The sequence below is a fragment of the Arthrobacter alpinus genome (assembly GCF_001445575.1).
GTDB classification, from domain to species: Bacteria; Actinomycetota; Actinomycetes; order Actinomycetales; family Micrococcaceae; genus Specibacter; species Specibacter alpinus_C.
In genome coordinates, this window is sequence record NZ_CP013200.1 from 324,875 (window position 1) to 344,961 (window position 20,087).

The following is a 20,087-nucleotide window of genomic DNA, read 5'->3' on the forward strand; positions in this document are numbered from 1 at the left end:
GCCAGTGGAGAATAGAACTTATGTACGCATTGCTGGCCGTGAGTCCCCATGATTCTGCCACCGTCATCTCGCTCCGACACGACGACGGTACCCCGTCCGCGCCCGTCCAGATGGTCACACGCGCTGCCCTAGCCGCGACCGTACACACTCTGGAGCAGACTCACCATCCACGGTGGGTGTGGGACCGCGCCACCAACTGGTATCCGGAGCTTCTGGCTCAGGACGTGCGCGTAGAGAAGTGCCACGATCTGGCCCTGTGCCAAGGTATCCTCCGGCATTCCGACTACGCGTCAGCCACCTCCTACTCCGAGCAATCAATTGACATCCTGCCGGAACCAGACCGTGCTGGCCCTGCTTTGCGAGGCCCGCAGCCGGGGCAGGACAGCCTCTTTGATACACCTGGCGGGTCTGCGGACTCACATGGCTGGGATTTGGACACGGTCATGGCTGAACTTGTTGCCCAAAAAACGGCCGTTAGTTCCTCCACACACCCGGCTAGACTCACGCTTTTACTCAGTGCAGAATCAGCAGGTGCGCTGGTGGCCGCGGAGATGCATCATGAAGGTATCCCTTGGAGGGAAGACCTACACAGGAGGTTGCTGCATGATTTGCTCGGCCCAGAACCCGTTGGCTACGCCCGTCCTGACAAGCTGGAGGCTTTGGCCGGAGTCTTGCGGACCACCCTAAATGCACCATCCCTGAATCCGGACTCCCCGCAAGATCTGATGCGTGCCCTGCATCGGGCCGGGATCGAGGCCAAATCGACCAGAAGCTGGGAGCTGCAAGAGTTTAAACATCCCGCCATTGAACCCCTGCTCGCCTACCGCAAGCTCAGCCGACTCTTCACCACCAATGGCTGGAATTGGCTCCAACAGTGGGTCCATGACGGCAGGTTCCACTCCGAATATGTGGTGGGCGGCGTGGTCTCAGGACGCTGGGCCTCGCGTGGCGGCGGTGCCATGCAGATCCCGGCACAGATTAGAGGTGCTGCCATGGCCGATCCCGGATATACCTTCATCGTGGCCGACGCGGCTCAATTGGAGCCTCGCGTTTTGGCCGCTCTGTCTCAGGACACGGCGATGGCGGCTGCCGGTAGTGCCTCTGCTGGGCACAACCCTGGGGAGACTGCTGGGGACACTTCTGGGCACACTGCTGGGCAAAGTAAGGACCTTTATGCAGGCATAGCAGCCGAGGGTTTTGGCGGTGATCGCAGCATGGCCAAGGTTGCACTGCTGGGCGCCATTTACGGAGCCACCACGGGCGATTCTGGGCGGTTGGTCCCTCAGTTGGCCCGCATGTACCCACGTGCACTGGAATTTGTGGAGCAGGCGGCCCGGGCTGGTGAGCGCGGTGAAGTCGTCACCACTTATTTGGGCCGCAGCACCCCCGCAGTGTCCCAGGAATGGCGGGATGGGCAGCGCAGCACCTCGTCCCAGGAACAGCGCCGGGCGGAATCGGCGGCTCGCTCACGCGGGCGATTCACCCGCAACTTTGTGGTTCAGGGGACGGCTGCAGAATGGGCCTGTTGCTGGTTGGCTGACTTACGACGGCGGCTCCGGGCACTCCCTTCCCTCCCACCCATCGCTGGGGGAAAGCCTGGCCCAAGGACGCCGCAGTTGGTCGCATTTCTCCACGATGAAGTGGTGGTTCACTGCCCGTTGGAGTTGGTGTCGGAGGTGACTGCCATGATGCATGAATCATCGATGGCCGCCACGAACCTGATCTTCGGACATATGCCTTTAGAGTTCCCCGTGAAGGCTACGGTGGTTGAGTGTTACGCGAACGCAAAATAGGCAACCCAAATTAGACTTGCTGTCGATTTCGACAGGCCGGCTACGACAGGGCGGCTACTAGTGGGCCAGCTCAGATGGGGGCCGGCAGTTCTCGTTGTTCGTCCCACGGCACGGCCCACCCCAATTCGTGGAAAACGAAGTTCAAGATGCCAGCGGTGAACCCCCAGACCACAACGCCGTTGACCGCGAACGCAGGGCCGCGGTAGGTGTGTTGATCACGGGTCAACACAGCGGTAAAGCGGTTCTCGGGGTCAAGCAGGTCCCGCACCGGAACCCGGAAAACCTGCGCCGACTCACCGTAGTCCACCACATCGACGGGTGTTTGGCGCGCCCACCAGCCCACCACTGGGGTGACCATGAAGTTACTGACGGATAAGGGAACCTCGGGCAGGGTTCCCAGCACTTCGACGCCCAGAGGATCCAGCCCGGTCTCTTCTTGGGCTTCCCGCAGTGCCGCTGCAATGACGGATTCATCTGCAGTGTCCACGCCCCCGCCGGGAAAGGCCACCTGGCCTGGATGATCGTTCAAGGTGGCTGCCCGTTCCACCAGAAGAACGTCAAGATCCGCAGAGATAAAAGGCTTGGAAGAGCTGGCGTCGACGTCATCCAATGCACCAAACAACATCAACACGGCTGCCTTGCGATACGAGCCAACATCCGCAGGAACCTGCCAAAGAGCAGGCCGGCCCACGACGCTTATTTCGCTGAGTGTGGCTGCCTTCTCTGCAAGAGCCAGCAAATCAGCATAGGCGCTCACGCCCGTATGCCTTTGGCCGCGGCATCCGCAACACGGTCGGCATGCTGCGACTCCTGCCGGTACTGGGCTGCCTTGTGAACGTTGGCCAGCATTCGGGCCAGTAGTTCCTCTTGCCCCGGGGCCATCTCATATTTCAACAGCTTGGCGGCCTTCACCGGGTCCACCTCGCCGTCACCGTAAGCCGGGCAGAGGTGTGCAATAGGGCAAGCCCCACACGCCGGTTTGCGGGCGTGGCAAATACGCCGCCCGTGGAACACCACACGGTGCGAGAGCATGGTCCAGTCGCGCCGCTCGAAGAGGGCAGCTACGTCGGCCTCGATCCGGACGGGGTCGGTGGACTCCGTCCAAGCAAATCTGCGGGCCAATCGCATGAAGTGCGTGTCCACGGTGATCCCGGGAACGCCGAAGGCATTGCCCAACACCACATTCGCGGTTTTACGCCCGACTCCCGGCAGCGTAACCAGAGCCTCAAGAGAACCCGGGACCACGCCGTCGTACTCGTCAACAAGGCGGGTGGAGAGGGCCAGCAAGTTGGCAGCCTTCGCCCGGAAGAAGCCAGTCGACTTGATCAGCACCTCAAGCTCCATGCTCTGGGCCTGAGCCATCGCCAGGGGTGTGGGGAATCTGGCGAATAGCCCAGGAGTCACGGCATTGACGCGGATATCAGTGGTCTGCGCCGAAAGGACGGTGGCCACGAGCAGCTCAAACGGGTTCCGAAAATCGAGCTCCGCATGCGCATACGGGTACAGCTCCGCCAGCTCACGGTTGATTTTCCGGGCACGACGCTTGAGCGCAAGAGCCGATTCTTCAGCCACCATCATTGCCTTCTACTGGCTGTCTGAGGCCCGCTCGATACCCACCAGGTCCAACAACAGGCCAGTCTTGCCACGGCCATCCTGCACGAGGAAGCTGTTGCCGCGGTCCTCCAACGCCAGAATCCACACACCGGGGACCAGCTTGAAAGCGAACTGGCGCGTCTTTTCATCGATGGCGTTCTGGGGACGATCAACGGCGAACCAGAACGGCTCAGCTACAACCGGAGCCACTGACGGGTTCACCGTGGCGGTGATGCTTTCGCGATTGGCGGACGGCGCAAAGGGGTTTTCCGCTGCGGCTGCCGGCTTCACAGCTTCAGACTTGAGCGCTTCGGGGACCTGCGGGTTCAGCGTGGTTGCCACAACTTCCTTGGCTTCCGTTTCCTTGGCTGAGGGGGCACCGGTGGCCCCGAAGTTGCCCTGCGCCGCGGCCGGTGTCTGCACCGAGGGCTGCGCGGCGGTGTGAGTTGCCGCTGAATGGTCTCCTGCCGGGGTGTTCCGAGCTGAGCCACTCTCGGCGCTGGCCGCGGTGGCAGGTGCTGCTGCACCGGGCGTGCCTGCGGAAGCACCGGTTCCTGCGGTGGCTGCTGCACCTGTGGACGGAGTTGCTGCAGCTGCCGAACTTGTGGCCGCCGGGGTTGTGGCACCGGCGGAGCCTGCGGCTGCCGAGCCTGCGCCGAAACCAGCACCAGCACCAGCACCAGCAGAGTTTTCCTTGGCGGGCGTAAAGATCTGACCGGCTTGGTTGTGCTTGGGCGTGGCCGGGGCGCTGTTCCATCCGCCCTGCTGGGCGCCGCCCTGCTGAGCTACACCCTGCTGGCCGGGTACGTACTGGGCCGGAGCTCCCGGAACCGGAGCCCCCTGACCGAGCGGCTGCTGACTGAGCGGCTGCTGGCCAGCATTCTGCTGCGCAGTACCCATCTGGGCGACCACAGGCTTAGGTGCACCAGGACGCTTGACGGCAGGAACGGCGTCGCGCGCGGCAAGAGCAGCCGGAACTTCAACCCGGCCGGTGAAATCGGCGGCGAAGGCGGGGATCCACTGTGCGCTGACAGTGGACACCAGCAGTAGCAGCGAACCAATCAGACCGATCAGGAAGGCGATCCCAAAGTTGCTCACGGTGCCCACAAAGAAGAAGTACGTCGCGAAGGCCGCCACGACCGAGCCGAACTGGTCAATGGAGAGCGAACCGATGCGAACTTTAGTGGCCGGGCTCATGCGGCGGGCCAGGAAAAGCCCACCCACAACGAGAGGCAGGACCACGCCAATGCCAATGTAGAACAGGCCGCTGGTGTTCCAGAGGTTCAGACTGCCGGCCAGGGTCTTGACGATCGGCACCAAGGATGCCACGAAGATGATCAGCACCGAGCCTAGGACTACTAAGTCCCGGACGGTCAACGGCCCGGCAACGGCGTTGGCGGCAGTTGCGCTCTGGAGAGTTGCGTTCTGGGCCGCAGTTTCCTTCGGCCCGCTCGCCTGGGATGCCGACGAAGGCCTGCTTTGTTCAGTCATGGTCTTGCTCCTCAAAATCTCACGTTTGTCCCCAGCCTAGTTAACAGGTGAATCCAACACTAGCGAGCCACAGCTCAAATACCGTGTAAATGCCTCTGATGGGGAGAAGTCCCCATATCTACGTGATTACCGTGCGCATGCTATTGAGCGCAGAAACCACGCCGTTGATCCCACAGAACTGTGACGGCTAACACTTGCAGCTGTGAGAAGCGCTACAGTTAATCTAGGAACGAATCGTTGTCCCATAACAATCATCCAGCGGAAATTAACTTCCTCTTTGGGGAAGCTACATACCGCCGCCTGAATAGTTTTTCGCGGGTCAACGGCTACGAAGGAATGAAGGGAATTTAGATGTCTGAGGTCACCACCGCAGCTGACAACCAGTCCGGCGACGCACTGGAAAATCTGCTCACGGAGAATCGTCACTTCGCACCGAGTGCGGAATTTGCCGCAAACGCGATTGTTCACGCTGATGAGTACGCAAAAGCCAATGCAGATCGTCCCGCCTTCTGGGGTGAGCAGGCCCGTGAACTCCTGACCTGGAGCAAGCCCTTCACCAAGACACTGGACTGGACCAACCCTCCCTTCGCTACATGGTTTGAGGACGGCGAAATCAATGCCGCCTACAACGCTTTGGACCGTCATGTGGAGGCCGGCAACGGTGACCGCGTGGCCATTCACTTTGAGGGTGAGCCTGGCGACACCCGCACGTACACCTACGCGCAGCTGACCGAAGAGGTCAAAAAGGCCGCCAATGCCTTTGAGGCTCTGGGACTCGTCAAAGGCGACCGCGTGGCCGTCTACCTGCCCATGATCCCCGAAGCCGTCATCACGCTTCTCGCCTGCGCCCGCATCGGCGCCATCCACTCCGTGGTCTTTGGGGGTTTCTCCGCAGACGCACTACGCAGCCGTATTGACGACGCCGAAGCCAAACTGGTCATCACCTCTGATGGCACCTTCCGCCGAGGCAAACCGAGCTCCCTGAAGCCTGCCGTTGACGAGGCACTCGTTTCACCGGGCCACTCCGTGCAGCACGTAGTTGTGGTTAAGCGCAACGGCCAGGACGTCAACTGGGTGGAAGGCCGCGATGTTTGGTGGGATGACACCGTGGGCACAGCCTCCACCGAGCACACCGCCGTGGGCCATGCTGCCGAGCACCCGCTCTTCATCTTGTACACCTCCGGCACCACGGGCAAGCCCAAGGGCATCCTGCACACCACCGGCGGTTACCTCACTCAGACCGCGTACACGCACCGTGCCGTGTTTGACCTGCACCCGGAAACTGATGTTTTTTGGTGCACGGCCGACGTCGGCTGGATCACCGGGCACTCCTATGTCACCTACGCACCGCTCATCAATGGCGCCACGCAGGTCATGTACGAGGGCACCCCAGATTCCCCACATCAGGGCCGCTTCTGGGAGATTGTTGAGAAGTACAAGGTCACGATCTTGTACACAGCCCCCACGGCGATCCGCACCTTCATGAAGTGGGGCGAGGAAATCCCCAACAAGTATGATCTCTCCTCCATCCGCCTGCTCGGATCGGTGGGCGAACCCATCAACCCTGAGGCGTGGATGTGGTACCGCCGCGTCATTGGCGGTAATAAAGCCCCCATCGTGGACACCTGGTGGCAGACCGAAACCGGTGCCATCATGGTGGCACCGCTGCCCGGCGTCACCAACACCAAGCCAGGCTCGGCACAGGTCCCCATGCCCGGTATTGCCGTTGACGTGGTAGATGAACTTGGCGCCTCGGTGCCTCACGGCCACGGCGGCTACCTCACCATTCGCGAGCCGTGGCCTTCCATGTTGCGCGGCATCTGGGGTGACAACGAGCGTTACAAGGACACTTACTGGTCTCGCTTTGATGACATGTACTTCGCAGGCGATGGCGCCAAATGGGATGACGACGGCGACATCTGGCTGCTGGGACGCGTCGATGACGTCATGAACATTTCCGGTCACCGTCTCTCCACTACAGAAATTGAATCCGCATTGGTCAGCCATCCTTCGGTTGCAGAGGCAGCTGTTGTTGGCGCCGCAGACGAGACCACGGGCCAAGCCGTAGTGGCGTTTGTGATCCTGCGCGGTTCCGCTGTGGAAGATGCTGATATCGTCACCACCTTGCGCAACCACGTGGGCAAGGAAATTGGTCCGATCGCCAAGCCCAAGACGATCCTGGTGGTGCCTGAGCTGCCCAAGACCCGTTCCGGCAAGATCATGCGCCGTCTGCTCAAGGACGTGGCCGAAGGCCGCACCGTTGGCGATGCCTCGACACTGGCCGACAACACCGTCATGAACCAGATCGCGGAGTCACTCAAGGCCTAAAATTCCGATCACCGCTGTGTCGCAGTTGTTGCATTGTGGACAACAACTGCGACACAGAATCGTTTAAGGGCATTATTAACCCATGACTTCCTCGACTGCGGCCAACCGTGGCGCCCTGCTGATCCTCAACGGCCCCAATTTGAACTTGCTAGGTACGCGCGAACCGGAGATTTACGGCTCAACAACCCTGTCCGACGTCGAGCAGCTCACCACGGCGGCTGCCGAAGCCGCGGGGTTCAGCACGACGTGCCTGCAGTCCAACCACGAGGGCGCTCTGTTGGATGCGATCCATGCAGCGCGCGGCACGGCGGTGGGCATCATCATCAACGCGGGCGCGTACACGCACACCTCGGTGGCGCTGCGGGACGCGATTGCCGGCGTCGAACTTCCCACAGTAGAGGTGCACATTTCCAACGTTCACCAGCGTGAGGAATTCCGTCACCATTCCTACCTGTCGGCAGTGAGCAGCGCGGTTATTGTGGGCGCCGGGATCCACGGCTACGAACTGGCCGTGAGCTACTTCGACAAGACTCTTGCCTAAGGCGCTTCTCTGAGGCGCTGCACTAGAACGTGCGCTTAGCCAACCTTGCAGGACCCCGATCCCACCGGAGAGTTCAGCGTTGGTGCCGCCGCAATGACAGGGCTTGCTTCCTTCATGGTCAGCGCGAAGCCAACGTTGTTGGTGGAGGTTGCCTTGGCGAAAACCACTCCCACCACGCGACCCTCGGTGTCTAAGAGTGGTCCACCTGAGTTACCCGACTGCACGTTGCCAGCTAGTTGGTAGACATCGACGGCGGACTCGGCCCCGCCGGTGATGTCCGGAACCATCATGGGCCCCGAGGACAGGACCGTTGCCGGCCGAACCTGCAAAGGGCCGCCCAGGGGATAGCCAGCAAATGCTGTGGCTGTGTTGCGGGCAACCGTGGGGGCAGTTGACAGGGGCGCGGCATCTAGAGAGTCGACGGCGAGCACGGCCAGGTCCTTGACGGCGTCAAAATAGACCACCCGGGCAGGCAGCGCACCCTGAGTCTGGGTCTGGACCATTGGCATCGAGACACCAGCCACTACGTGAGCGTTGGTGACCACCCTGCCGGGTGAAACAACAAAACCCGTGCCCGTCTGGTTCTGACCGCATTGGAAAGCGGTGCCGGAAATTTTCATGACGGACTGTGCCGCGGCGTTCCAAGCAGGGGTGTTGGTGTCGGCATTGGGCGCGGCCACTTCCACATTGGGACCCGTGGGGTTCAGTAACGCTGGAATCCCTTCCTTCAGCACCAATGATCGCCCTTGGGCCACGGCTTCCTTTACCGGGTCCGGCGTCCACGCTTCAATGCGAGAGATAACTTGGGACTTGCCCAATAGCTGAGAGACCAGCGGAATACCTAGGTTCCCCACGCCGAAAGCCACGATGGAAATGACCAGGGATCCCACCACCACGTTCAAGGCTCCGCCGAGCACACGGTTTACGGCACGGATCGAATCGGATTTCACAGCGCGCCCGATGGCACTACCGAGCTTCATACCCAAAGTGTGACCAAGCGCAATTAATATGATGGTGGACCCAATCACCATGACCGTACGCCAGCCCGGGCTTGGAGCATATTGGCTGATAAATGGCGCCGCAAAGAATGCGCCAAAGGCGCCGGCAATAAAACCTGCAAGGCCGCCTAGGCTCGCAACAAGTCCTACCTTGAGTCCATAGATCAGCTGCCAAAGCAGCCACAGGATCAGCACGGCATCAAGCCAGGAGTAACCAAACACTTCTTTGCGCGCTCCAATCATGAGCCAGTTCCGAGCGACCTCAGCCCGGCAGTGCGGGCAACATCGAAAGCAGTACGGGCAGTTCCGGATGCCACGAGGCACCCATGGCAAATATTACCGTTGAGACACATGATTCTCCGGGGCTTTTGCCGCTGAGAGCCTGCCAATATGCTGTCAATGGGCGAGTTCAATGCCAAATTGGTCACAAAACGGGAAAATATCTGAAAGAATCAATATCAGGTCAGAACTTTTTCGATACTTAACTTTTAGGAGATTTCATGGACATCGAGGTATTGCGCCGGGCACCACTTTTTGCCACGCTCGACGACGAGGCATTCCGCCTTTTGACGGACGAACTGGCAGAGGTTGATCTTTCCCGCGGCGCTTCGGTCTTCCGTGAAGGAGACCAGGGCGACCAGCTCTACTTCATCGTTTCCGGCAAGGTCAAGCTGGGACGCACCTCCTCCGACGGCCGCGAGTCACTCGTTGCCATTCTTGGCCCGGGAGAGCTTTTCGGAGAAATGGCCCTGTTTGATCCGGCACCTCGCAGCACCACCGCGACCGCCGTCTCGGAAACTCGCTTGGCCGGCTTGAAGAACGAATCCCTCAACGCTCTGCTGCGCAACCGCCCCGAGGTGTCCATGCAGCTGCTGCAGGCCCTGGCCCGCCGCCTGCGCCGCACCAATGACAACCTCTCCGATCTGGTCTTCTCAGACGTCCCCGGCCGCGTGGCCAAGGCGATCCTCGATTTGGCCGACCGCTTTGGCCGTCCGGCAACTGACGGTATCCTCGTAGCCCACGAGCTTACGCAGGAAGAACTGGCCCAGCTGGTCGGCGCTTCACGCGAAACCGTCAACAAGGCTTTGGCCGAGTTCGTCCAGCGCGGCTGGCTCCGCCTGGAAGCCCGCGCCGTTGTCATCTTGGACGTCAACCGCCTGCGCCAGCGTTCACGCTAGTCCCCACTCGCCGGCCCGCTAAATCGCTGACGCGATTTCCCGGGAACCTGGCGAACGTGGGCCCAACACGAAAACGGCCCGGTCACCTGATGGTGACCGGGCCGTTTTCGTTTCCCGAGGTACTTTGACGTTTTCGACACTGTTTGAGCTACCGCGGAAACGTCAAAGTGTGTCGAAAACCTGAACGGGCAGGCCTACCGTTCCCGGCAGGCTGCACCCTCCGACGCCGGGGCTGTGGATACTTCCAAGTTCAGCTGGTCCTCGCTACCAACCACCAGCGTTGGTTGGTACTCGTTGATGGGTCGCTTGTGGTTCAGGTATGCGATGCATCCGCGGGCTGCCGCGATCTTTTCCAGGATGACTTCCACACCGGGGACCACCAGCTCGCCCAAGTTCCGACCCAGAGTGACGTCCTGGCCAATTTCATCGCCCAGCACGGTGCTGTTGCGTTCCGCCAAGATTTCGCTTGCACAGGCCCACCGACCCCAAACACCCTTGCTGGTCAACAACGACGGCTCTTGGGCAACCGGCATAACGGCCGCAAAGTATCGGGTATCAAAGCGCCTGTGGGCAAAGTCCGGGCTCAGCCAGTGACTGAGCGGCTTGAGTAAATCCGTACGCAGAGCCAAGCCATAGCGTTCCAGCAGTGACGCGAAGGTAATCTCCTGCGCCGCAATGGCTTCACGGGCCCGCATCCATTCGGGGCCATTGATGCCTTCGGCGAGGGAGGATGCATCGGGCCCGGCCAGCAGAACACCGGTTTCCTCAAACGCTTCCCTGATGGCAGCCACAACGTGGCGCTTGGCCAGCCCAATATCCGTAGTCCCTAGGCTCTTGGCCCACGCAGCAGGTGAGGGGCCCACCCAGTCGGTGACGTCGTCGTCCGCGGGTTCAACTGTGCCCCCAGGAAACGCCACAATACCCAGCGGAGAACCACCGGGACGGTACGTCAAAAAAGTCTTCATGCCGGCCGGGCTGTCCTTCAACAGCACTACCGAGGACGCCAGCCGTGGCTTACCGGGTGTGCGTCCACCAAAATCCAGCCACGCCTGCGCGGCTTCCCGCTGACCCTCAGTCAGCGGGAAGAGCCGCTTGCCTGCGGGCCGAAAGCCCGCCGGATTGTTACTGGAATTCGGCAATCAACTCAACCTCAACAGGTGAATCCAAAGGCAGAACGGAAACTCCGACGGCGGAGCGTGCGTGGATGCCTGCCTCGCCAAATACTTCACCCAAAAGCTCGGAGGCCCCGTTGATGACGCCGGGCTGTCCGGTGAAGGACGGATCCGAGGCCACAAAGCCCACAACCTTCACAATTCGTGTGACGCGGTCCAGATCGCCAATGACGCTCTTGAGGGCTGCAATGGCGTTGATTGCGCACGTTGCGGCCATGGATTTTGCGTCCTCAGCTGAAACCTCGGCACCAACTTTTCCCGTGGCTGGGAGTTTGCCGTCAATAAACGGCAGCTGTCCAGAGGTGTAAACATGGTTACCCGAGATGACGGCAGGCACATAGGCAGCAACGGGTGCAGCTACGGGCGGCAGGCTCATGCCCAGCTCGGCCAGGCGCGCTTCAATGCGTCCGGATCCTTGAGTTGTCGCGGTATTCACGGCTATGCCTTCTCTCGCTTGAGGTAGGCGACAAGGCCACGGCCGTCGGGTCCCGGAACAACCTGAACCAGCTCCCAGCCCTCGTCACCCCAGCTGTCCAAGATCGCCTTGGTGTTGTGGATAATCAGCGGAATCGTAGAGTACTCCCATTTGCTCATACGTCAAAGAGTATCCCTGCCGGTAAACTGGAAAAATGGCAGCAAAAAAACACCCCATTTTCGATACCGCCACAACGCTGGGTAAATTGGTCCTCTTCCTGGGCGTCAGCGCGATTTGTGGCGTCCTGGTGGCAGGACTCCTGGTCCCGGCGGCGGCTCTGGCCAGCACCACAACCACCTCGTCCATCACGCTCTTTGATGAGCTCCCGGACGAGATGAAGGTGGGCACACCGGCCCAGTCGTCAAAGATTCTGGCATCTGACGGTTCCCTCTTGGCTACGTTCTACGACCAGAACCGCACCGAGGTGGCGCTGAAAGATATCTCGCCGTTCATGAAGGACGCCATTGTTGCGGTGGAAGATGCTCGCTATTACGACCATGGCGGCATTGACACCCGTGGCTTGATGCGTGCCGTCACGGCCATGGCTCAGGGCGGTGGACGCCAGGGTGCCTCCACCATCACCCAGCAGTTCGTGAACAACGTGATCATCCAGACCTATGCAGCCGACGGCGACTACGACAAGATTAAGCTTGGCGGTGACAAGGGTGTTGGCGAGAAGGTCCGCGAGATCAAGCTGGCCATTGCCATTGAAAAGAAGTACTCCAAGGATGAGATCCTGCAGGGCTACTTGAACTGGGTGCTCTATGCCAATGGCAACTTCGGCATCGAATCAGCTGCCTACAACTACTTTGGCATTCACGCTAAAGACCTGAACCTGCCGCAAGCTGCCCTGCTGGCCGGTGTAGTCAATAGCCCTCAGATTTATGACCCCATTGCCAATCCCGAGAACTCTCTGACGCGCCGCAACTTGGTGTTGGACCACATGCTGGATCAAGGCATGATCGATGCCAAGCAGCATAAGGAAGCCGTTGCCTCCAAGGTTGCCCTGAAGGTGCAGCCCACACGCAACGGTTGCACCACTGCCGTGCGAGCCGAGTACTTCTGCGAGTACGTCAGCAATCTCTTCGTCAATGATGCCAAGTACGGTAAAACTCCCGAAGATCGCCTCAAGGTCCTTCTGCAGGGCGGTTTGACCATCAAAACCACGCTGGACGCGAAAATGCAGGACGCCGCTCAGGCTCAGTTCGCGAACTACGCCCCGATCGAAAACAACCCTGACAGGGTTGGCATGGCCATTGTGTCCGTCCAGCCGAAGACGGGCAAGATCCTCGCCATGGCGCAGAACACCAAGCTGGCTCCCAAAGAGGGCCAATGGAAAACGGACTACAACTTCGCCGTTGACCGTCTGGATGCCAACGGCGCCTCACTGGGCGGCTCAGGCGGCTTCGACGTGGGTTCAACCATCAAGCCGTTCACCTTTGCCGAATGGCTGAACTCCGGCCACAAGATCGACGACAGGGTGGACGCCTCGGTGCGCCGCTACCCCCAGTCGCGTCCGTGGAACAACAGCTGCGGCGCCACCGGCGGCTATTACGACAGTTCCGACCCCCAAGCTGACCAGGACCTGCAAAATGCGGACGGTCCAAACGGTATTTACTACCGAACGCTTACCGCTAGGGAGGGTCTCTACCTGTCGCTGAACACCGCGACCATGGCCACTGCAGCCCAGATGGACATGTGCAACATCCAGAAGATGATGACAGCTACCGGCATTCACATGGGCAGCGACGTCACCAAGCCCTACAACCTCTCCAGCAGCAGCAGCCTGCTGGGTAGTGGCGAGGTTGCACCGCTGACCATGGCCAATGCCTTCGCCACCTTTGCCTCCGGCGGGCTGTACTGCACGCCCATTGCTTTGGAATCCATCACCAACGCCAAGGGCGAGAAACTCCCGGTTCCGAGCGCCAACTGCAAGCAGACCGTGAAGCCTGAAGTGGCTGCAGGCGTGAATGCCGTGCTCCAGCAGGTGCTGCAAAATGGTTCCGGCTACCAGATCCCGCTGCAGTACCCGGCTGGTGCCAAGACCGGTACCACCAATGATTCTCAGCAGACCTGGACCAACGGTTACACGCGCGGCGTGGCTACGTCTGCTTGGGTGGGCATGCCGGAGAACAAGAATGATTCCACCAACAACCGGCTCATCGCCGGCCAGAAGATCCCGTATGTTGACGGCTCCACCTACGCCGGCCATGCGTGGCAGGCGTATATGAACCAGGTCGCAGGCAATTACGACGTAGGCGCCTTCGATCCGCCGCCAGCCAGCATCGTCTCCCCGCCGGCTCCCCCGCCCGCGCCCGCTGAAACAAAGTCCGCCGATGACAATAAGGACTCCCAGGAGAAGCCTGCCACGGAGAACAAGGACAAGCCGGCCACCGATAATAAAGACAAGAAGAAAGACTAGAGCCTAAGCCTCCATGCCTCGTATGCGAACAGCCCCGTCCCGCTTCACCACAGTGAAAGCGGCGGCGGGGCTTGCCGTTGCCGCCGGCGTGGGCGCGGTAGCCTATGGCACCTTCATTGAACGTAATTGGTTTTCCATCCGTGAGGAACGGCTGGCCATCCTGCCGCCTGGTTCGGCTCCGTTCACGGTGTTGCACCTCTCCGACATTCATTTATCCCTTGGGCAGCACAAGCGGACCAGTTGGCTCCGCGAGCTAGCCTCGCTGGCGCCGGATCTGGTGGTCAACACCGGCGATAACCTCAGCCATCCCGAAGCCATTGCTCCGCTTTTGGACGCGCTAGGTCCGCTCATGGAATTCCCCGGAGTGTTTGTTCCGGGCTCCAACGATTACTTTGCGCCCAGCTTCAGGAACCCGTTGGCCTACTTCTCCGGCCCGTCCAAGCTGCCTTCGGAGAACCGGAAGAAACCCATTGCCCTGGACACCGAAGCCCTGCATACCGGGTTTGGCATGGGCGGCTGGGTTAACCTGACCAACCGGGCCCAGTCCATCCCGCTCAAGGGGATCCGATTCGACTTCAGCGGCGTGGATGATCCGCACCTCAACCGGGAACGCTATGCGGGCTGGCCCCGCGGCGCTGTGGGCCAGGACAGCGCCCCGCACGTCAGGATCGCTGTGGCGCACGCCCCGTACCAGCGAGTGCTGGACCATTTCACGGCTGATGGCGCGGATCTGATCCTGGCCGGGCATACCCATGGCGGCCAAGTCTGCGTGCCCGGATACGGTGCACTTGTCAGCAATTGCGATCTGCCCACCTGGCGCGCCAGAGGCCTCAACGATTGGGAGTCCGGAGGACGCACGACGCCGGTCAACGTCTCCGCGGGCATCGGCACCTCCCGCACGGCCCCCTTCCGCTTCGCCTGCCGCCCTGAGGCTGTTGTCCTGACGTTGACGGCGAAAACGCTCAGCAGCACCTGATTGCTACGCTATTTTCGCGGCCAAAGACCAGACACCCCTTCTCGATTTCGTAAACTGGCACCCTGTCCGCTATTCTTGAGAGGTTGCTTTTCCAGACCGTCACTGGTCAGGGAAAACAATGGATCGGGGTGTGGCGCAGCTTGGTAGCGCGCGTCGTTCGGGACGACGAGGCCGCAGGTTCAAATCCTGTCACCCCGACCAATCAAAGCAGCGGTATCCAATTGGATGCCGCTGCTTTTTCTTAACTGATTTTCCCCCAACAGCTAGGATGGAAGCCATGAGCGACACACTTTCACCGTGCCCTGTATGCGACTGCGAATACACCTATGAATTGGGTGAACTTTTAGTGTGCCCAGAATGCGCGCACGAATGGGCCCCTTCCGAAGAGGGCGAATCAGCCGCCGAGGAAGAGAGCGTTGTCAAAGACGCTGTAGGCAACGTTTTGGCCACTGGCGATACCGTCAGCATCGTCAAGACCATGAAGGTCAAGGGCAGCCCCCAAGACTTGAAAATCGGCACCAAGGTCCGCAATATTCGTCTGATCACCCCAGTCAACGGCCATGACATCGATGCCAAGGTTGACGGATTCGGGCCCATGAAGCTCAAATCCAGCATCGTCAAAAAGGTTTGATCCCTGGCCAGCCGGCAGACACTGCGCCTACAGCAAGGAACGTTGGGTGACTTCTTGGATTGAGGCAGTGCCAGCGTTCGCCGTAGCCCTGCTGATTCTTGCCGTGCCCGGAGCCGCTGTCTTGGCGGCGCTTCGGATCCGGGGCCTCATTGCTCTGTGCCTTGCACCGGCGGTCTCCGTCTCAGTGCTGGCCGTTAGTGCCATCGTGGCGCCATTGATCCATCTGAGCTGGGGCATCCCCGTTGTACTTCTGGGAACTGCCATCGCCGCCGGCGCCGCGTGGGCGGCACGCCGTTGTATTCCAGCACTGAACTCCATCGAGGCTGTGTCAGGACCTCGGTCTCGCGTTGGCCTCACGGCCGGAATCATCGGTGCCCTGACTGCGCTGGCGATCACCACTCTGCTGCTGATATTGGTGGCCCCCACCCCCGAGCAGTTCACTCAGGGTTACGATTCCGTGTTCCACCTCAACGCAACAGCCCACGCCGTGGAGACCGGCAATGCATCCTCCTTTGCAGTTTCCAGCTTCATTCTGCCCACCATTCAGTCCTCGTTCTACCCCGGCGCGTGGCACGGCTTGGTGAGCCTGCTGGCTATTGTGACTGGCATTAGCGTCCCTGCGGCGACTAACCTCATGTGGCTGGCTGTGGCCGGGCTTGTCTGGCCGCTCAGCGGCATGTTCCTCACACGAGTGCTCTTCGGTGCGCGCCCTCTGCTGCTGGTCAGTGCAGGCGCGCTGGCCGCAGCCTTCCCCGCCTTCCCTTGGTTGTTGTTGCAGTACGGCTCTGCGTACCCCAACGCACTTTCCAACGCCCTGGTCCCGGTGGGGATCGCTCTAGTATTGCTGATCCTCCGCCCAGCCAACCATCATGGCTTGGAGCCCGCCCAGGCGCTGACCTTGGTGATCTTGTTTCTTCCCGGCGCCATCACGGCCCAGCCCAATGGCGTTTTCAGCGTTCTGCTGGTGCTGACTCCCCTGCTGGCCTACCTCATCTATTCGTGGCTCCGCGCAGGGTTCGGCCGTAGCCGCCGCACCGGCTGGTTGCGCATAGCGCTGTTGGTGCTCGCTGTTGGAGCCGTGGCGGGGATTTTGTCTGTACTGCCGCAAATCCGCAGCCTCTTTTCCTACACGAGTCCGGCCTTCCTCTTCTTCCCGCTGGCACTGATCCGCAACTTCACCCATGCACCAGCACCCATCTGGTTCCCGGCCCTGGCCCTGACCGCCCTGGTCCTGGTAGGCATCCGAGCCGGGTTCCGCCGCCCGGGTCTGCGCTGGCTGCCGGCCGCCTTGGTGTTGTTGACCTTGACCTACCCTCTCTCAGCGGGCACCAACCTCACTCCTGCCAACATTGCGATGGCCCCGTGGTGGGATAACCCGGAACGCATTGCCGCCCTCATGCCTCTGCTGGCCGTGCCACTGGCAGCCTTGGGACTCGTGCGACTCGTGGATTGGCTGGGTGCCAACGGTCGGGCCCGCAAACTTTCGCCTACTCTCTGGCAGCGCAAGGGGAAGGTGGCCGCTGCGGCGAGTCTCGCCGTCGTACTTGCCTTCAGTAATCCTGGGCTATGGCAGATGAAGGGGCAGGTGGAAATCATGTTTGAGGTCCCGCCTGAGCCCAACGGTCTGGCCCAGATTGATGCGCAGGAGCTGGCCCTGATTCACCGACTCGGCGACTACACCACTGCCGATGACGTCATTGCCAACAATCCTTACAACGGGTCGGCGCTGGCCATGGTGCTGGCAGGGCGACACATGCTGTTCCCCTACAGCTCGCAAGGGGATTTGAATTCCGACCTCTACACCTTGCGATTCTGGCTCAACCGAGTTGGCAGTGATCAAGACGTGTGCGCCGCAGCCAAACGCCAGGGCGTGAGCTACCTGCTGGATTTCGGCACCGACTACATTCCAGCCTTCAATGATCCCCGTTCGCTCTATCCCGGCATCACGCTGGCCGGGGATTCAGAGGCCTTCACCCTCGTGGCTAGTGAGGGGCACGCCAAGCTCTACAAACTCACCACATGCGGCGGCGTGAAGCTGTAGCCGCAACACATTGTGGTATTCGACAATCTATTTGACAGTTTTTGTCATGTTTTACGGGACTATTAGGTGCCAACACAATAGAGTTGAGCCAATATCTGGTGACCGGCAAGTGAGGGAATTTTCCATGGGCAGCAGTTTTGGTGACCGGCTCAAGCAGGAGCGGCTGGCACGGCATTTGACGCAGGCCGAACTGGGCGGGGATCTGTACTCCGCCAGCTATATTTCACTGCTGGAAAATGCTCATCGCGAGCCCACTGTGGACATCATCCAGCAGCTGGCGCGGCAACTTCAACTGACGCCCTCCTCCGTTGCGGACTGGGTTGGATCCGCCACTGCGGAGGACAGTGGCGCCCTGCGGCTTTCTCTGTGTGCACAACAGTCGTGGGACACCCGCGATTATTTGGGTGCGGCCACCAATGCGAAGGCTGCCGCCGCGCTGGCCCAAGCCAACAAGGACCAAGTGACGTGGTGGAACATGACGTTCCTGGCGACGAACTCACTTCTGCGGCATGGCGATAACTGCGAGGCAATCGCGGTGCTCCAAACGCTGCTGGATCACCCTCTCACCCTTGAAAGCGACGCACTCTCGCTACGAGCCCATCAGGTCATGGCGGCAGCAATGTTGGCACAGGGCTGCCTGCAGGAATCAATCGAACACGGAATCCTCGCTGTCAGCATCGGTTCCGGTGACAGCGCCGAAGAATTCGGCTCCTACCTCATGGCGCTGCAAACCCTCATTGGTAGCCTCACCGAAGCCGGTCGGCTCGACGAGGCATGGATCCACACCATGGCCCTGGCCGACGCCGTCACCGATTCGACACCGGCGCAGATGGCAGGCGAAATCCACTGGGTCATCGGCAATGTAGCCTTCATCCGTCAGGACATCCGCACCGGGCTCGAACATCACGCCAAGGCCAGCAGGTTGCTCTCACCCGCCTCAGACCTCTCGCGTTGGGCTCAGTTCAACAAGGCAACGGCCTGGGTTCGGCTCATGGCAGGCGTGGTGGAGCCAGCCACGTTGCAGGCCATTGAACGCAGCGAACTGGCCCACTCGGTGGTAGGTGCAACCCCCGCAGAAACCCTTGAGGTGTCCATGCTGCGCGCCCGCTGGCACTATCTCAACAACGAACTGCCTAAAGCATTGACCTTGTTGGAGACGATCGAGGAGCAAAAGGACCAGCTCGCCCCGCACATCGCCGGAGACTCGGCGCTCCTGCTGGGAAATGCTCTGCAAGCGGCCGATCGCAACGCAGAAGCCCTCACCGCCTACTCCAACGCCCAGGCACGGTACACGCAGGCCGGCGCCTTAGACCGAGCAGCCGCGGCGCAAAACTTCCTGGCACAACTGGAACTTTCCGGCGCGTAAGGCGCAGTCGCCGTAGCAACGCCCAAGCTCTGGGGCACCGGACGTGGGCGTGCCGGATGTGGGCGTGCCAGATTCAGAGCAATAAAAAACCTGCACAAAGTGGGATGAAGGCCACTTTGTGCAGGTTTCTTTTTAGTCAATTTTGTCGCGGTATTACACGAACGTGGTTCCCGTCAGGCGTTCAAAGGCCTCGACATACCGTGCACGGGTACGCTCCACGACGTCGGCGGGCAGCGCCGGCGGCGGAGTGTCCGAGGCGCGGTCCCAGCCGGATGCCGGGCTGGCTAGCCAGTCCCGCACATACTGCTTGTCAAAGCTAGGCTGTGCCTGCCCCGGTGCCCAGAGCTCCGCATCCCAGAAACGGGAGGAATCCGGGGTGAGAACCTCATCGCCGAGCGTAATGACACCTGTGGCGGGATCGGTGCCGAACTCTACTTTGGTATCGGCCAAGATGATGCCGCGCTCACGGGCAATCTCCTCAGCGCGTGAGTAAATTTCCAACGTCAATGTGCGCAGCGCCTCTGCGGAGTGCTCGCCCACAGTGTCCACCATCTGCGCAAAGCTGATGTTTTCATCGTGTTCGCCAACTTCAGCCTTGGCCGACGGCGTGAAGATTGCCTCCTCCAGCCGCGATCCGTCCTCCAAGCCGGCGGGCAGCGGCAGGCTGCATACCGTCTGCGAGGCGCGGTATTCGATCAATCCTGAACCGGTGAGGTATCCGCGGGAAATGCACTCAATGGGGAACATCTCCAGCTTCTTGCAGACCATGGCCCGGCCAGCCACTGCCGCAGGAACACCGTCTTCCACCGTGGTGGCCAGCAGGTGGTTGGGCACGTTGAGCTGCTCGAACCACCACAGGCTCAGACCCGTCAAGATGCGGCCCTTGTCCGGGATTTCGGTGCTGAGAATGTGGTCAAAGGCGCTGATCCGGTCACTGGCAACAACCAGAACCACATCATTGCGCCCTGCGAACGGGCCATCCGTGGAGGCCGGCTGGTAGAGGTCTCGAACCTTGCCAGAGTAAATGTGGGTCCAGCCGGGCAGGGCGGGGGCAGCGGGAATTGCTGAAGTCATGAAGAGAG

17 protein-coding genes and 1 tRNA gene are annotated in these 20,087 nt (G+C 60.7%); 10 read left to right on the plus strand and 8 right to left on the minus strand.

Translation table 11 applies throughout. The features are described from left to right. The first annotated feature begins 20 nt into the window (after positions 1–20). On the plus strand, positions 21–1,793 hold the full coding sequence (locus AS189_RS01340; RefSeq protein ID WP_062285771.1) for a bifunctional 3'-5' exonuclease/DNA polymerase: 1,773 nt from the start codon (positions 21–23) through the stop codon (positions 1,791–1,793). A 70-nt stretch (positions 1,794–1,863) separates the two neighbouring features. Here the strand turns inward: AS189_RS01340 and AS189_RS01345 are convergent, their stop codons facing one another. The 3 genes from AS189_RS01345 to AS189_RS19735 are packed head-to-tail and all read right to left on the minus strand — an operon-like array spanning position 1,864 to position 4,877. Beyond that, positions 1,864–2,550, minus strand: a complete 687-nt coding sequence (locus tag AS189_RS01345) for an NUDIX hydrolase (protein WP_062285773.1) — start codon at positions 2,548–2,550, stop codon at positions 1,864–1,866. Continuing rightward, positions 2,547–3,371 (minus strand): endonuclease III, encoded by an 825-nt coding sequence (gene nth / locus AS189_RS01350; protein WP_062285775.1) that lies wholly within the window; start codon positions 3,369–3,371, stop codon positions 2,547–2,549. The genes AS189_RS01345 and nth overlap by 4 nt, the downstream gene beginning before the upstream one ends. A gap of 6 nt (positions 3,372–3,377) precedes the next feature. Beyond that, complete coding sequence (locus AS189_RS19735; RefSeq protein WP_062285778.1) at positions 3,378–4,877, minus strand: hypothetical protein; 1,500 nt, start codon at positions 4,875–4,877, stop codon at positions 3,378–3,380. Positions 4,878–5,228: 351 nt separating this feature from the next. On the opposite strand from AS189_RS19735, the gene acs reads away from it, so the two are divergent. Then, the gene (gene acs, locus AS189_RS01360) at positions 5,229–7,205 is read left to right on the plus strand and encodes an acetate--CoA ligase (RefSeq protein ID WP_062285780.1); all 1,977 of its coding nucleotides are present in this window, start codon (positions 5,229–5,231) and stop codon (positions 7,203–7,205) included. Between the two features lie 82 nt (positions 7,206–7,287). Continuing rightward, positions 7,288–7,746 carry a type II 3-dehydroquinate dehydratase gene (gene aroQ / locus AS189_RS01365; protein WP_062285782.1) on the plus strand — a complete coding sequence of 153 codons (459 nt, stop codon included), beginning with the start codon at positions 7,288–7,290 and terminating at the stop codon, positions 7,744–7,746. A gap of 35 nt (positions 7,747–7,781) precedes the next feature. On the opposite strand, the gene AS189_RS01370 is transcribed toward aroQ, so the two are convergent. After that, positions 7,782–8,987 carry a MarP family serine protease gene (locus AS189_RS01370; RefSeq protein WP_337589192.1) on the minus strand — a complete coding sequence of 402 codons (1,206 nt, stop codon included), beginning with the start codon at positions 8,985–8,987 and terminating at the stop codon, positions 7,782–7,784. 257 nt (positions 8,988–9,244) lie between these two features. Here AS189_RS01370 and AS189_RS01375 point away from each other — a divergent pair, with 257 nt between their 5' ends. Next, entirely contained in the window at positions 9,245–9,922 is a 678-nt protein-coding gene (locus AS189_RS01375) for a Crp/Fnr family transcriptional regulator (protein WP_038465875.1), read from the plus strand. A gap of 194 nt (positions 9,923–10,116) precedes the next feature. Here the strand turns inward: AS189_RS01375 and AS189_RS01380 are convergent, their stop codons facing one another. The 3 genes from AS189_RS01380 to AS189_RS20365 form a co-directional block, all read right to left on the minus strand. After that, complete coding sequence (locus tag AS189_RS01380) at positions 10,117–11,061, minus strand: NUDIX hydrolase (RefSeq protein WP_062285783.1); 945 nt, start codon at positions 11,059–11,061, stop codon at positions 10,117–10,119. Continuing rightward, positions 11,045–11,470 (minus strand): RidA family protein, encoded by a 426-nt coding sequence (locus tag AS189_RS01385; RefSeq protein ID WP_129587363.1) that lies wholly within the window; start codon positions 11,468–11,470, stop codon positions 11,045–11,047. Before AS189_RS01385 ends, AS189_RS01380 begins: the two co-directional genes overlap by 17 nt. Positions 11,471–11,532: 62 nt before the next feature. Further along, positions 11,533–11,688, minus strand: a complete 156-nt coding sequence (locus tag AS189_RS20365; protein WP_181036160.1) for a hypothetical protein — start codon at positions 11,686–11,688, stop codon at positions 11,533–11,535. 35 nt (positions 11,689–11,723) lie between these two features. Here AS189_RS20365 and AS189_RS01390 point away from each other — a divergent pair, with 35 nt between their 5' ends. From AS189_RS01390 to AS189_RS01415, 6 genes are all read left to right on the plus strand, one after another. After that, entirely contained in the window at positions 11,724–13,991 is a 2,268-nt protein-coding gene (locus tag AS189_RS01390; RefSeq protein ID WP_082633959.1) for a transglycosylase domain-containing protein, read from the plus strand. A 13-nt stretch (positions 13,992–14,004) separates the two neighbouring features. Beyond that, a complete protein-coding gene (locus AS189_RS01395; protein WP_062285787.1) occupies positions 14,005–14,967 on the plus strand; it encodes a metallophosphoesterase in 963 nt (320 codons plus the stop codon). A gap of 124 nt (positions 14,968–15,091) precedes the next feature. Beyond that, a tRNA-Pro gene (locus AS189_RS01400) sits at positions 15,092–15,168 on the plus strand. Between the two features lie 76 nt (positions 15,169–15,244). Then, positions 15,245–15,598 (plus strand): zinc ribbon domain-containing protein YjdM, encoded by a 354-nt coding sequence (locus tag AS189_RS01405; RefSeq protein WP_062285789.1) that lies wholly within the window; start codon positions 15,245–15,247, stop codon positions 15,596–15,598. 46 nt (positions 15,599–15,644) lie between these two features. Beyond that, on the plus strand, positions 15,645–17,639 hold the full coding sequence (locus AS189_RS01410) for a DUF6541 family protein (protein ID WP_062285790.1): 1,995 nt from the start codon (positions 15,645–15,647) through the stop codon (positions 17,637–17,639). Positions 17,640–17,763: 124 nt separating this feature from the next. Further along, a complete protein-coding gene (locus tag AS189_RS01415) occupies positions 17,764–19,005 on the plus strand; it encodes a helix-turn-helix domain-containing protein (RefSeq protein ID WP_062285793.1) in 1,242 nt (413 codons plus the stop codon). Between the two features lie 153 nt (positions 19,006–19,158). On the opposite strand, the gene AS189_RS01420 is transcribed toward AS189_RS01415, so the two are convergent. Then, complete coding sequence (locus tag AS189_RS01420; RefSeq protein ID WP_062285796.1) at positions 19,159–20,079, minus strand: phosphoribosylaminoimidazolesuccinocarboxamide synthase; 921 nt, start codon at positions 20,077–20,079, stop codon at positions 19,159–19,161. Positions 20,080–20,087 lie beyond the last annotated feature (8 nt).

Excerpts from the sequence above, each read along its gene's own strand:
- acs (WP_062285780.1), top strand. The coding sequence starts at position 5,229 with ATGTCTGAGGTCACCACCGCAGCTGACAACCAGTCCGGCGACGCACTG.
- AS189_RS01385 (WP_129587363.1), bottom strand. The coding sequence starts at position 11,470 with ATGAGCCTGCCGCCCGTAGCTGCACCCGTTGCTGCCTATGTGCCTGCC.
- AS189_RS20365 (WP_181036160.1), bottom strand. The coding sequence starts at position 11,688 with ATGAGCAAATGGGAGTACTCTACGATTCCGCTGATTATCCACAACACC.
- AS189_RS01395 (WP_062285787.1), top strand. The coding sequence starts at position 14,005 with ATGCCTCGTATGCGAACAGCCCCGTCCCGCTTCACCACAGTGAAAGCG.
- AS189_RS01405 (WP_062285789.1), top strand. The coding sequence starts at position 15,245 with ATGAGCGACACACTTTCACCGTGCCCTGTATGCGACTGCGAATACACC.
- AS189_RS19735 (WP_062285778.1), bottom strand. The coding sequence starts at position 4,877 with ATGACTGAACAAAGCAGGCCTTCGTCGGCATCCCAGGCGAGCGGGCCG.
- AS189_RS01340 (WP_062285771.1), top strand. The coding sequence starts at position 21 with ATGTACGCATTGCTGGCCGTGAGTCCCCATGATTCTGCCACCGTCATC.
- AS189_RS01390 (WP_082633959.1), top strand. The coding sequence starts at position 11,724 with ATGGCAGCAAAAAAACACCCCATTTTCGATACCGCCACAACGCTGGGT.
- AS189_RS01415 (WP_062285793.1), top strand. The coding sequence starts at position 17,764 with ATGGGCAGCAGTTTTGGTGACCGGCTCAAGCAGGAGCGGCTGGCACGG.
- AS189_RS01420 (WP_062285796.1), bottom strand. The coding sequence starts at position 20,079 with ATGACTTCAGCAATTCCCGCTGCCCCCGCCCTGCCCGGCTGGACCCAC.
- aroQ (WP_062285782.1), top strand. The coding sequence starts at position 7,288 with ATGACTTCCTCGACTGCGGCCAACCGTGGCGCCCTGCTGATCCTCAAC.
- AS189_RS01375 (WP_038465875.1), top strand. The coding sequence starts at position 9,245 with ATGGACATCGAGGTATTGCGCCGGGCACCACTTTTTGCCACGCTCGAC.
- nth (WP_062285775.1), bottom strand. The coding sequence starts at position 3,371 with ATGATGGTGGCTGAAGAATCGGCTCTTGCGCTCAAGCGTCGTGCCCGG.
- AS189_RS01370 (WP_337589192.1), bottom strand. The coding sequence starts at position 8,987 with ATGATTGGAGCGCGCAAAGAAGTGTTTGGTTACTCCTGGCTTGATGCC.